This is a genomic window from Mesorhizobium sp. BR1-1-15 (genome assembly GCF_020165475.1).
Classification (GTDB): Bacteria; Pseudomonadota; Alphaproteobacteria; order Rhizobiales; family Rhizobiaceae; genus Mesorhizobium.
In genome coordinates this window covers 1-13347 of record NZ_JAIUIF010000006.1, presented here as the reverse complement: position 1 = coordinate 13347, position 13347 = coordinate 1, and the positions used below count along the sequence as shown (strand labels likewise).

Annotated in this window: 10 protein-coding genes; 7 read left to right on the top strand and 3 right to left on the bottom strand. The window is 63.7% G+C overall.

What is annotated here, in order from left to right; genetic code table 11:
• Positions 1 to 68: 68 nt before the first annotated feature.
• From glmS to LB541_RS12645, 3 genes are all read right to left on the bottom strand, one after another.
• Complete coding sequence (gene glmS / locus LB541_RS12655; protein ID WP_140560900.1) at positions 69 to 1892, bottom strand: glutamine--fructose-6-phosphate transaminase (isomerizing); 1824 nt, start codon at positions 1890 to 1892, stop codon at positions 69 to 71.
• A 174-nt stretch (positions 1893 to 2066) separates the two neighbouring features.
• A complete protein-coding gene (gene glmU, locus LB541_RS12650; RefSeq protein ID WP_140515262.1) occupies positions 2067 to 3425 on the bottom strand; it encodes a bifunctional UDP-N-acetylglucosamine diphosphorylase/glucosamine-1-phosphate N-acetyltransferase GlmU in 1359 nt (452 codons plus the stop codon).
• A 157-nt stretch (positions 3426 to 3582) separates the two neighbouring features.
• Positions 3583 to 4329 carry a cytochrome c biogenesis CcdA family protein gene (locus LB541_RS12645; protein ID WP_140498969.1) on the bottom strand — a complete coding sequence of 249 codons (747 nt, stop codon included), beginning with the start codon at positions 4327 to 4329 and terminating at the stop codon, positions 3583 to 3585.
• Between the two features lie 157 nt (positions 4330 to 4486).
• On the opposite strand from LB541_RS12645, the gene LB541_RS12640 reads away from it, so the two are divergent.
• The 7 genes from LB541_RS12640 to LB541_RS12610 all read left to right on the top strand — a co-directional run bounded on the left by LB541_RS12640 (position 4487) and on the right by LB541_RS12610 (position 13224).
• Entirely contained in the window at positions 4487 to 4864 is a 378-nt protein-coding gene (locus LB541_RS12640; RefSeq protein WP_140525400.1) for a hypothetical protein, read from the top strand.
• A gap of 346 nt (positions 4865 to 5210) precedes the next feature.
• Positions 5211 to 7832, top strand: coding sequence for a type I DNA topoisomerase (topA, locus tag LB541_RS12635; protein ID WP_224618564.1), 2622 nt, complete (start codon positions 5211 to 5213; stop codon positions 7830 to 7832).
• Between the two features lie 6 nt (positions 7833 to 7838).
• Positions 7839 to 10157, top strand: coding sequence for a ribonuclease R (gene rnr / locus LB541_RS12630; RefSeq protein WP_224618563.1), 2319 nt, complete (start codon positions 7839 to 7841; stop codon positions 10155 to 10157).
• Positions 10157 to 10603: a DUF983 domain-containing protein gene (locus LB541_RS12625; protein WP_140633479.1), complete on the top strand. Its 447-nt coding sequence runs from the start codon at positions 10157 to 10159 to the stop codon at positions 10601 to 10603. The genes rnr and LB541_RS12625 overlap by 1 nt, the downstream gene beginning before the upstream one ends.
• Before the next feature lie 73 nt (positions 10604 to 10676).
• Positions 10677 to 11417, top strand: a complete 741-nt coding sequence (locus tag LB541_RS12620; protein WP_224618561.1) for an NUDIX hydrolase — start codon at positions 10677 to 10679, stop codon at positions 11415 to 11417.
• A 23-nt stretch (positions 11418 to 11440) separates the two neighbouring features.
• Complete coding sequence (locus tag LB541_RS12615) at positions 11441 to 12616, top strand: MFS transporter (protein WP_140501562.1); 1176 nt, start codon at positions 11441 to 11443, stop codon at positions 12614 to 12616.
• A gap of 149 nt (positions 12617 to 12765) precedes the next feature.
• On the top strand, positions 12766 to 13224 hold the full coding sequence (locus LB541_RS12610) for a hypothetical protein (protein WP_140501560.1): 459 nt from the start codon (positions 12766 to 12768) through the stop codon (positions 13222 to 13224).
• Positions 13225 to 13347: the final 123 nt, after the last annotated feature.

The following is a 13347-nucleotide window of genomic DNA, read 5'->3' as shown; positions in this document are numbered from 1 at the left end:
GCAAACATTAGTGAACCGGAAGGCGCTTTGGAACTGCGAAGTTTTTAAAGCACCTGTTTAAAAAACGCCTACTCCACCGTCACCGATTTCGCCAGATTGCGCGGCTGGTCGACGTCGGTGCCCATGAAAACGGCGGCGAAATAGGCCAGCATCTGGATCGGCAGCGCGTAGATGATCGGCGAGATGATTTCCGGCACGTCCGGAAGGATGATCGTCTCCATCGTCTTCACGCTCGCCTGCGCGGCGCCCTTGGCGTCGGTGATCAGGATGATCTTGCCGCCGCGCGCCGCCACTTCCTGCATGTTGGACACCGTCTTCTCGAAGATGCGGTCATGCGGTGCGATGACGATGACCGGCATGTTCTCGTCGATAAGCGCGATCGGGCCATGCTTCAACTCGCCCGCGGCATAGCCCTCGGCGTGGATGTAGGAGATCTCCTTGAGCTTCAGCGCGCCTTCCATGGCGAGCGGGAAATTGGTGTCGCGTCCGAGATAGAGCACGTCCTTGTAGCGCGACAGGTCCCGCGCGATCCGTTCGATCTGCTCTTCGAGTTTGAGCACCTGGTTGGCATAGCGCGGCGCCTCGGAAAGCGCCCGCACCAGCGACTTTTCCTCGTCCCGCGAAATCGTGCCGCGCGCCACGCCCGCCCGGACGGCTAGCGAGGCCAGCACCGACAACTGGCAGGTGAAGGCCTTGGTCGAGGCGACACCGATCTCCGGCCCGGCCAGCGTCGGCAAGATGACGTCGGATTCGCGCGCCATGGTCGATTCCCGCACGTTGACGACGGCGCCGATCTTCATGCCGGCCTTGCGGCAATAGCGCAGCGAGGCCAGCGTGTCGGCGGTCTCGCCCGATTGCGAGATGAAGAAGGCGGCGTCGTTCTTCGACAGCGGCATTTCGCGGTAGCGAAATTCGGAGGCGACATCGATGTCGACCGGGAGCCGAGCGTAGCGCTCGAACCAGTATTTGCTGATCAGTCCGGCGAGATAGGCGGTACCGCAGGCCGAAATCGCCAGCCGGTTAATCGTAGCAAAGTCGAACGGCAGGTCGAGCGGCTTGGAGACGCCGGAAACAAAATCGACATAATGCGCCAGCGTGTGCGAGATCACCTCCGGCTGCTCATGGATTTCCTTCTCCATGAAGTGGCGGCGATTGCCCTTGTCGACCATGAAGCTGGTCGAGAGCGACTGCTGGCGCTTGCGGTCGACCTTTTCGCCGTCAATGTCGAAGATGGCGACACCGCTGCGGCGCACCACCGCCCAGTCGCCGTCTTCCAGATAGGTGATCGAATTGGTGAACGGGGCAAGCGCGATGGCGTCGGAGCCCAGGAACATCTCGCCGTCGCCATGGCCGACCGCCAGCGGTGGGCCGTTGCGAGCGCCAACGATGAGGTCCTCGTCGCCCGTGAACATGATCGCCAGCGCAAAAGCGCCTTCCAGCCGCTTGAGCGCCTTGTGCGCGGCATCGACCGGCTTCAAGCCTTTCGCGACTTCCCGCGCCACCAGATGCGCGACGACCTCGGTGTCGGTCTGCGACGAGAAGGAATAGCCGTCGCGGATCAGTTCGTCGCGCAGCTCGGCGAAATTCTCGATGATGCCGTTGTGGACGATGGCGACGCCATTGGAGAAATGCGGGTGCGCGTTGGTCTCGTTCGGCACGCCATGCGTGGCCCAGCGGGTGTGACCGATGCCGATCGTGCCGTCGAGCGGCTCGTCCTTCAGCCGGCGTTCGAGATTGACCAGCTTGCCTTCGGCGCGGCGGCGGCCAAGCGCCCCCTTCTCTATGGTGGCGACGCCGGCCGAATCGTAGCCTCGATATTCAAGCCGCTTCAGCGCATCGACGATGAGCGGCGCAACCTGCGAATGGCCGACAATTCCAACGATACCGCACATGCAGACAGTCCCCAATCCCCGGCAGAACCCGGGCGCTATCTACGGATTGCCGGGCTCTCGCGAAAGTTACTTTGCGTTTCGTTCCGTGTAATGGGAACAGTCTCGTACGCATGCATCATGACACAGCGCACTTGCAATCCAGTTACTGCAATCGTTCAGTTTTTGAGACCGGTTTTACCTCTTTTTGGCAACCGCGGCCGACGCGAAGCGCTCGCGCAATTCCTTGCCTTTGCCGGGGATCGTCTTCTGGCGGGCACGCCCGAAGGCCAGCGCATCGTCGGGCACGCTTTCGGTGATGACGCTGCCCGAGGCGATATAGCCGCCCTTGCCAATGGTGACCGGCGCGACAAGCGAGGAATTCGATCCGACGAAGGCGCCCTCGCCGATATCGGTGAAGTGCTTCAGATAGCCGTCATAATTGCAGGTGATCGTGCCGGCGCCGATGTTGGCCCCGGCGCCCACCCGCGCGTCACCGATATAGGTCAAATGGTTGACCTTGGCGCCCTCCTCGATGACGGCCTGCTTGACCTCGCAGAAATTGCCGACCTTGGCTTTCTGTTTGAGATCGGCGCCCGGCCGCAGCCGCGCGAAGGGGCCGACATCGCAATGAGCGGCGACGATGGCGCCTTCGATATGGCTGAAGGCGTGAATCCTGGCGCCGCCTGCAATCTTCACACCCGGCCCGAACCAGACGTTCGGCTCGACAATGGTATCGGCGCCGATCTCGGTGTCGTGCGAGAAATACACCGTTTCCGGTGCGATCAGCGTCACGCCCGAAAGCATCGCTTCCTGCCGGCGGCGTGCCTGCCAGATGCCTTCGGCCTGCGCCAGCTCGGCGCGGTTGTTGATGCCGAGCGCATTCTCGAAGCTGGCTTCCTTGGCGACGACATCGAGGCCCTGGTTGCTGGCAAGCTCGACGATATCGGTGAGATAGTATTCGCCCTTGGCGTTCTTGTTGCCGACGGCGTCGAGCAGTTTCAGCGCCTGGCTGCCGGCAATCGCCATCAGCCCGCCATTGCAGAAGGTGATCTTCTTCTCCTCGTCGGAGCAGTCCTTTTCCTCGCGGATGGCGACGAGCTTGCCACCTTTTTCGATCAGGCGGCCATAGCCGGTGGGGTTCGCCGTGCGGAAGCCGATGACCACGACGGCAGCACCTTGCGCCAGCTTCAGGCGTGCGGCCGTGAGGGCGTCCGGATCGATCAGCGGCGTATCGCCGAACATGACGAGGATATCGTCGTAACCTTTTGATATAGCAGCGCGCGCGGCAAGCACCGCATGCGCGGTGCCGAGGCGCTTTTCCTGCACGAAAGCCTCTGCCTTCGGCGCGAATTTCTGCGCCGCCTTGCGCATCTCCTCGGCGCCGTGGCCGATCACCAGCGCAAGATCGCCGGCGCCCGCTGCCTCGGCCGCCTTGACCACATGCGCGACCATCGGCAGCCCGGCGATCTGGTGCAGCACCTTGGGCAGCGCGCTCTTCATGCGCGTGCCTTCGCCGGCGGCGAGGATGACGGATAGGCATGTTCTCTGGTTCATGGAAGGACAACCATAGGAAAAGCGTTGGGAATCAAATCATGCTAGCAGTGGGCGCCATGCTGCACCAATGCGGTTAAATTCCGGTGAGATGGTGAGCAGCCGACTCTTAATCAGCGGGTCACAGGTTCAATCTTGTGCGCACCCGATACCGACAGCCTTATCCCAGCCGGCCCAGCAGCGGAAAATTCTCCAGCAGCCAATACGACACGGCCTGCACCCCGCCGGTGAGGAAAAACACGCCGGCGACGACCAGCAATGCGCCGATCGCCTTCTCGACGCGGCCGAGATGGACGCGGAATTTGCCGAGGAAACGCATGAAGGCGCCGGAAAACAGTGCCGCGATCAGGAATGGGATGCCGAGGCCGAGCGAATAGGCGGCGAGCAGCAATGCGCCTTCGCCCACTGTCTCGCGGCCGCCGGCCAGCGTCAGGATCGGCCCCAGCACCGGGCCGATGCACGGCGTCCAGCCGAAGGCGAAGGCCAGTCCCATGACATAGGCCGCAACCGCGCTTGCCGGTTTGCCCTGCGACTGGAAGCGCGCCTCGCGCGACAAAAGCGGAATGCGCAGGATGCCGAGGAAATTCAGCCCCATCAGGATGATCAGCACGCCGGCGCCCATTGCCAGCGGCTCCTGCCAGACGCGCAGGAGGCGGCCGATGCTCGAGGCGCCGGCGCCCAGCGCGACGAACACGGTCGAGAAGCCGAGCACGAAGGCAATCGAGGAATAAAGCAGCGCGGTACGGGCGCCGGCTTTGGCGGCTGCCCCGGCATTGCCGCGAAAATCGTCGACCGACACGCCGGCCATGTAGCAGAGATAGGGCGGCACCAGCGGCAGCACGCAAGGCGACAGGAACGAGATCGCCCCTGCCCCGACCGCGCTGACATAGCCTATATCCAGTGCCATTCCAGAACTCCGACTTTACGGCGCCGATATAGCGACGCCCGGGCCCCTCTGCCAATCACCATTGTGTTGGCATGCCCGGGAATAAACGTCGGTGCCTGCGCGTTGATCGAGCGAGGCCGCGATTGCCGCGCATCCTCGGATCAGCAGGGAGATTTCGATGAAAACCGTGACACTAGGGTTGGCCGCGCTTTTGCTCAGCACCGCCGCGTCTTTCGCAGCAGAGGCCTGGAAGGAGGCCGAGGTCGGCGGCACCAAGATCTACACCGATGCCAACGGCATGACGCTCTACACCTATGACAAGGACGAGAAGGGCAAGACCAACTGCTATGACAAATGCGCCACAAACTGGCCGCCGCTGAAGGCCGAGGCCGGCGCCAAGGCGGACGATGAATGGACCGTCGTCGACCGCACCGACGGCACCAAGATGTGGGCCTATGACGGCAAGCCCGTCTACACATTCATCAAGGACAAGAAGGCCGGCGATGTGTCGGGTGATGGCGTCGGCGGCGTCTGGCATATCGTCAAGGCCGACTAAGGCTGCCACCTTAACTTCGACGTTGCTGCCGGGCGTGCCTTCAACGCCTGGCAGTCCGCATCAGACGCGCTGGCGCGGCATTTGACTCGGTCCACAGGGTCGCCGGCGACCTCATCGGCGCCAATTTGAGCCGCTCCTCACCGCTCCAGCCATTTGTCTTAGTTACCCCTCAACAATGTGATCTTCTCCATACACTCTTAGAGTGTATTGCTGCCGGCACTCTTGCAATTTGGCCGCTTCCCCTTGACCGGATGCAAAAGCGCGGCCATGTGAGCGACGAACAGAACCGAGATTTCGTCGCGCGCAGCGGAATTCTTCTGCCGCATCACAGCTGATATGAGCCCTCATGGACGTCGTCGTCGTCGAATCGCCGGCCAAGGCGAAGACAATCAACAAATACCTCGGCAAGAACTACAAGGTCCTGGCCTCGTTCGGCCATGTCCGTGATTTGCCGGCCAAGGACGGCTCGGTGCGACCGGACGAGGATTTCGCCATGTCCTGGGCGGTCGACACGGCATCCGGCAAGCGCCTCGCCGACATCGCCAAGGCGGTCAAGGACGCCGACGGCCTGATCCTCGCCACCGACCCGGACCGCGAGGGCGAGGCCATTTCCTGGCACGTTCTGGAAGTCTTGCGGCAGAAGCGCGCGCTGAAGGACAAGCCGGTCAGCCGCGTCGTCTTCAACGCCATCACCAAGAGCTCGGTGCTCGAGGCGATGGCCAATCCGCGCCAGATCGATGCGCCGCTGGTCGACGCCTATCTCGCCCGCCGGGCGCTCGACTATCTCGTCGGCTTCACTCTTTCGCCGGTACTGTGGCGCAAGCTCCCCGGAGCCCGTTCCGCCGGCCGCGTGCAGTCGGTCGCCTTGCGGCTGGTCTGCGACCGCGAATCCGAGATCGAACGCTTCATCCGCGAGGAATACTGGCAGATCGCTGCCATCCTCGGCACGCCGCGCAACGAGAACTTCGAGGCGCGCCTGACCGCTTTCGAGCGCAAGAAGTTGCAGAAGCTCGACATCGCCAACAAGGCGCAGGCCGACGACATCAAGGCCATGCTCGAGGGCGCGGCCTTCAAGGCGCTGTCCGTCGAAGCAAAACCCACCAAGCGCAATCCGGGCCCGCCCTTCACCACCTCGACATTGCAGCAGGCCGCCTCGTCGGGCCTCGGCTTTTCGGCCAACCGCACGATGCAGGTGGCGCAGCGCCTCTATGAAGGAATGGAGATCGGCGGCGAAACCACCGGCCTGATCACCTATATGCGAACCGACGGCGTGCAGATGGCGCCCGAGGCGATCGACGCCGCACGCGATGCCATCGCCAAGGAGTTCGGCCCGAAATACCTGCCGGAGAAGCCGCGTTTTTACACGACCAAGGCCAAGAATGCCCAGGAAGCGCACGAAGCGATCCGCCCGACAGATTTCATGCGCACGCCGGCATCGGTCAGGCAATATCTCGATGCCGACCAGATGCGGCTCTACGAATTGATCTGGAAGCGCGCCATCGCCAGCCAGATGCAGCCGGCCGAGATCGAGCGCACCACGGTCGAGATCGAGGCGGTCAACGGCGCGCGCACAGCCGAGTTGCGCGCCGTCGGTTCAGTCGTGCGCTTCGATGGTTTCATCGCTGCCTATACCGACCAGAAGGACGACGATTCCGAGGACGAGGAAAACCGCCGCTTGCCCGAAATCCGCGCCGGCGAGCAGCTTGCCCGCCAGGCGATCAACGCCACCCAGCACACGACCGAACCGCCGCCGCGTTATTCCGAAGCTTCGCTGATCAAGAAGCTGGAGGAGCTCGGCATCGGCCGGCCGTCGACCTACACGGCGATCCTAAAGACGCTCGAGGACCGCGACTATGTCACCATCGACAAGCGCCGGCTAGTGCCGCAGGCAAAGGGCCGGCTGCTGTCGGCCTTCCTGGAGAGCTTCTTCGAGCGTTATGTCGAATATGACTTCACCGCATCGCTCGAGGAAAAGCTCGACGAGATCTCCGACGGCAAGCTCGCCTGGAAGGACGTCCTGCGCGATTTCTGGAAGGATTTTTCCGGCGCGGTCGCCGACATCAAGGAACTGCGCGTCACCGACGTGCTCGATGCGCTGAACGAGGAACTGGCGCCGCTGGTTTTCCCTGCCCGGGAGGACGGCTCCAATCCGCGCATCTGCCCCAAATGCGGCACCGGCAATTTGTCGCTCAAGCTCGGCAAGTTCGGCGCCTTCGTCGGCTGCTCGAACTATCCCGAATGCTCCTTCACCCGCCAGCTCGGCGACGCCGCCAACCCCAATGGCGAGAATGGCGGCGGCGAAGACGGCACCAAAGTGCTCGGCAAGGATCCCTACACGGCTGAGGAGATCACGCTGCGCAGCGGCCGCTTCGGTCCCTATATCCAGCGCGGCGACGGCAAGGAAGCCAAGCGTTCCAGCTTGCCCAAGGGCTGGACGCCCGATTCGATCGACCATGAGAAGGCGCTTGCCCTGCTTTCCCTGCCGCGCGATGTCGGCAAGCATCCGGAAACCGGCAAGATGATCTCGGCAGGGCTTGGCCGCTACGGGCCTTTCGTGCTGCATGACGGCACCTACGCCAATCTCGACAGCATCGAGGATGTGTTCTCGATCGGCCTCAACCGCGCCGTTTCGGTGATCGCCGAGAAGCAGTTGAAGGGCAAGGGCGGCCGCAATGGCGGCACTGCGGCAGCCCTCAAGGAGCTTGGCGATCATCCCGACGGCGGCGGCAAGATCGTCGTGCGCGACGGCAAATACGGGCCTTATGTCAATTTCGGCAAGGTCAATGCCACGCTGCCCAAGGGCAAGGATCCGCAATCGGTGACGATGGAGGATGCGCTGGCGCTGATCGCCGAGAAGGAAGCCAAGGGCGGCGGCGGCAAGAAGCCTTTCCGCAAGGCGGCGGCGGCCAAGGCGCCCGCTGCCAAGAAGACGGCGGCCAAGAAGCCTGCCGCCAGGAAAAAGGGATAGAACGGCGTGGCGCGCAGGATCTCCGCAAGAACCCACGGCGACCCGCGCACCGCCGACACAACGGCCAAGGTCAAGGGCGATTACAGGCCCTCGCGTGACGAAATCCTGCGCTACATCGCCGAAAATCCGGATCGCGCTGGAAAACGCGACATCGCCAAGGCGTTCGCGCTGCGCGGCCCGGACCGCATTTGGCTGAAGGATCTCCTGCGCGACCTGCAGGACGAAGGCGTCCTGACCAAGGAGCGTAAGCGCCTGGCCCGCGTTGGCGCCCTGCCCCATGTCACTGTGCTCGATATTTTCGACCGCGACGCCGACGGCGTGCTGCTGGCGCGTCCCACCGAACACACCGCCAATGGACCGCCCCCCATCGTTTCCATCCGCCTGTCGCGCAGTGGCGGCGGACCGGCGCCTGGCATTGGCGACCGCGTGCTGGCCAAGACCTTTCCCGCGGACGACACGAACGTCGCCTTGGGCGGCCCGGCCTACACAGGGCGGGTGATGAAGATATTCGAGAAGCGCACGGATGCCGTTCTCGGCGTCTTTCGGGTGCTTCAGGACGGCAGCTTCCGCATCGAGCCGGTGGAGCGCCGGCAACCCGAACTCATCGTCGACAAGGAATTCCAGAACGGAGCCAGGAACGGCGATCTCGTCGAGGTCGAGCCCGCCCGGGCCTCGCGCTATGGCTTGCCGAGAGCAAAAGTGCTCAACGTGCTGGGCTCGCTGACCAGCGAAAAGGCGGTCTCGATGATCGCCATCCACGCACATGACATTCCGCATGTCTTCCCGGCCGACGTCATCGCCGAAGCCGAAGCCGTCAAGCCTGCGACGATGGCCAACCGCGAGGACTGGCGCGAACTGACGCTGGTCACCATCGACCCGGCCGACGCCAAGGACCACGACGACGCGGTGTTCGCTACGCCCGATCTCGATGAGAAGAACCCCGGCGGCGTGGTCATCACGGTCGCCATCGCCGACGTGGCTGCTTACGTCCGCTACGGCACTCCACTCGACCGTGAAGCGCTGAAGCGCGGCAACTCGGTCTATTTCCCGGATCGCGTCGTGCCGATGCTGCCCGAGCGCATCTCCAACGATCTCTGCTCGCTTCGCGAAGGCCAGGATCGCCCGGCACTGGCCGTGCGCATGACCTTCTCGGCGGACGGGCGCAAGGTCAGGCATTCCTTCCATCGCGTCATGATGAAGTCGGCGGCCAAGCTCGCCTACCCACAGGCGCAGGCGGCGATCGACGGCGTGCCGGACGACAAGACCGGGCCGATCCTCGACGCGGTGCTGAAGCCGCTATGGGATGCCTATGCGATCCTCAAGCGCGGACGCGATGGCCGCCAGCCGCTCGAACTCGACCTGCCCGAGCGCAAGATCCTGCTGAAGCCCGACGGCACGGTCGATCGCGTCGTCGTGCCGGAACGGCTCGATGCCCATAAGCTCATCGAAGAATTCATGATCCAGGCCAATGTCGCCGCCGCCGAGACACTCGAGGCGAAGAAGCAGGCGCTGGTGTACCGCACCCACGACGCGCCCTCGCTGGCCAAGCAGGAATCGCTGCGCGAATTTCTGCAAACCCTGGGCCTGTCGCTGGCGCGCGGTGCGCAGATGCGGCCCGCCCAGTTCAACGGCATTCTCGAGCGCGTGCGCGGCGCCGACAATGAAGGTCTGGTCAACGAGGTGGTGCTGCGCTCGCAGAGCCAGGCCGAATATTCACCCAAGAACATCGGCCATTTCGGCCTCAACCTGAACCGTTACGCGCATTTCACCTCGCCGATCCGCCGTTACGCCGACCTCATCGTGCACCGCGGGCTTATCGCCGCACTCGGCCTCGGCCCAGGGGGCCTGACGCAGGAGGAGGAAGCGCGGCTGGAGGATGTTTCGGTGCTGATTTCCGGCACAGAACGCCGTGCAATGGCGGCCGAACGCGACACGGTCGACCGGCTGATCGCCGCTTATCTCGCCGAGCGCATCGACGACCGTTTCGACGCCCGCATTTCGGGCGTCACCAAATCGGGACTATTTGTCCAATTGCCGCAGTATGGCGCGGATGGTTTCATCCCTGTGTCAACTCTGGGCGGCGATTACTATATATACGACGAAACGGCCCGCTCGCTCTACGGAGAACGCTCGGGCAAGGGTTATCAGCTGGCGGACCGTGTCGAGGTCCGTCTCGTCGAAGTGGCGCCGATGGCCGGCGCGATGCGCTTTGAGATGTTGACCGACCCGAAGCCCCTGCCTGGCTCCGTCAGGTCGTTTCACAAGGCAAAAGGCCGCGCCCGTGCGTCACAATCGCGCCCAGGCTCGCGTGGCAGGAGACGATGATGGCAAGAGTCACGGAAGAACAGGTTTTCGGCGGTGAACATCACTCGGGCCGGGTCGCGCGTCCGCTGTGGACGGCGATGAAGCGCGGCATGCTCGGCCGCTGCCCGCATTGCGGCGAAGGCAAGCTGTTTCGCGGCTTCACCAAGACCGTCGAGACATGCAGCGCCTGCGGCGAGGAGATACACCATCACCGCGCCGACGATCTGCCCGCCTATCTGGTCATCGTCATCGTCGGCCACATCGTGCTCGGCGCCTTCATGGGCGTGGAGGCGACGTCGACCCTTTCCACCTGGCAGCACATCGCCATCTGGGTACCCTTGACGATCCTGCTGTCGGTTGCCCTACTGCAGCCGGTGAAAGGTGCCGTCATCGGATTGCAATGGGCATTCTATATGCACGGTTTTGCTGGCGAACACGACGTGGCCGAACCCCATCCCGGTGCCTGAGGTGCTGGCTGGCGCAACATGCCAACCGTCAAGGCTACTTTCGCATGCAAGACGTTTCCGCTAGGTCCTGCGCATGGAAGGAATGACCAAGGCGGACGTCGACAGGATCGACAAGGGTCTGGCCACGCATGGCGGCCGGGCGCTTCGTCTACGTGATGCCGCGACCCTGATCCTGCTCGACGGCAAGGCCAACGACTTGCGGGTCCTGATGGGTCGCCGTCATGCCGGTCACGCCTTCATGCCAGGCAAGTTCGTTTTTCCCGGCGGCCGTACCGACCCGGCGGACAGCCGCATCCCCACCGCCACCGCGCTGCATCCCGAGCAGGAAGCAAAGCTCATCGCCGGTCCCGGCCGCACGAGCGAGGCGCGTGCCCGCGCCATCGCCTTGTCGGCCATCCGCGAGACCTATGAGGAAGCCGGGCTGCTGATTGGTCGCAAAGGCGCCTTCGCCACGACAAGGTCTGATTGGCAAGGCTTTGCCGAACATGGGGTGCAACCTGCCCTGGACATGCTGCGCTTCATTGCGCGCGCCATCACGCCGCCCAACCGGGTGCGCCGCTTCGACACCCGCTTCTTCTGCGCGTGGCGAAGCGACGTCGCCGTCGAACTGCCGGGCGGCGGTCCGACCAACGAACTAGAGGAACTGGTCTGGCTGCCGCTTGCCAAGGCCAGGGAAGCCGACATTCCCGACATCACCCGGATGATCCTGGACGAGCTGGAAAGCCGCCTCGCCCATGATCCGCTATTGCGTCCGGGCGGTCCCGTGCCCTTCTACCGGCTTGTCCGCAACCGCTTCACCCGCGAAATTCTGTAGAACATCGAGTATTCAGACATAACATGACGGTCGATACCCAACCAAAGGGCGACGAGCGCGTACACTGGCTGCCGATGGTGGCGGCGATCTCGTCGATCAGCGTCGTCGGCATCGCCATCGGCCTGGGCATGCCCCTGCTCAGCGTCATCCTGGAAACGCGCGGCCATTCGGCCTCGATGATCGGCCTCAACACGGCCGTCGCCGGCCTGGCCTCGATCGCCGGCGCCCCTCTGGCCACGCCGCTCGCCATGCGCTTCGGCGTTGCCTGGACGATGATCGCCATGATTGCCGCCGGTGCGCTGGCCTTCGTCGGCTTCCACTTCGCACCCGATTTCTGGATGTGGTTTCCGCTGCGCGTCGTGCTGCACATCGCGCTGACGGTGCTGTTCATCCTGTCGGAATTCTGGATCAGCACCTCGGCGCCGCCGCACCGGCGAGGTCTTGTGCTCGGCATCTACGCCACCGTGCTGTCGCTCGGCTTTGCCGCGGGGCCGTGGCTGTTCGCCCATCTCGGCAGTTCCGGCTTCAGGCCTTTCGGAGTCATCATCGCATTGGTGGCGCTGGCCGCGATCCCGGTGCTGGCGGCGCGTAACGAGAGCCCGACGATCGTATCTGACGGCGAGACCAGCAATTTCCTGCGTTATATCTGGCTGGTGCCGACCGCCACCGCCGCCGTACTGGTGTTTGGAGCCGTCGAAACGGGCGGTTTCGCCCTGTTTCCGGTCTATGGCAACCGCATCGGCTATTCCGAAGCCGACGCCGCCTTGCTGCTCACCATGATCGGCCTCGGCAACGTGCTCTTGCAGATCCCGATCGGCATGATCAGCGATCGCGTCTCGGACCGCCGCTATCTGCTTCTGGCCTGCGCCACTGTCGGACTCGCCGGTACGATCTTCATGCCGCATCTGGCCGGCAACTGGCACCTGATGGCGGGCCTTCTGTTCGTCTGGGGCGGCGTGGTCGCGGCCATGTACACGATCGGCCTCGCCCATCTCGGCTCGCAGCTTTCCGGCCATGAACTGGCTTCCGCCAATGCCGCCTTCGTGCTGTGCTACGGCGTCGGCATGGTGCTCGGCCCGCAGGCGATAGGCATCGGCATGGATGCGTTCGGTCCCTCTGGCTTCGGCTGGTCGCTCGGCCTGTTCTTCGCCGCCTACATGGTTCTTGCCAGCGTCAGGTTGGTCCGCAAGATCTTGTAAGCCGCCACCGGCGCAAACCGGATTCACGATCGCCCACTACCGGCTGGCCCATAACTGGCTACCCCCGGATGACTGGCTGCTGACAGAACCGTGTCAGCAGCCACGGTTTATACGGAGACCTCAAAACACCTGAAGTTGAGGAGACTCCGATGATCGACAGCGGCTTTGAAACCACATCATTGCGGATGACGCTGCTCCTGCTTGTCACTTTCCAGGCGCCGGCCGCGGATGTCGACCGCATCATGGACGCCGTGGTGGCGCTGGCGCCGCTGGCCATGGGTAAATATGACCGCAACGCCTACCAGTCGGCGCATGGCATCGAGCGCTACCGGCCACTTGACGGCGCAGCCGCCGGCGCCGAGACCGAATTGCGGCGGCGCCCCGGCACGGTCGAGGTTTCGTTCGAATTGCCCGATGACCAGGAATTGGCGGCGCGCGTCGTCGAAGCGATCTTCCAAGCGCACAGCTACCAGGAGCCGGTGATCCGCATTCAGCCGGTCCTTGCCAGCCGTTCCAAGGGGTTGGACGACCGCGCCAATCCGAATCGCTGGTGGAACACCACGGGAGATTGGAAGAAAACCATCGTTCTGGAGGCGGAACACGTATGAATGCCGACAGGCATTGGCGTCCGTGACGGCCGCAAGGCGCGTCGGGCTGTCGGTAGCTAATCAAGTTGTCCGGTTTGGTAGCACATGATCTGTCCGCTTCTGTTTTGGCGTCGAAGCGGTTCA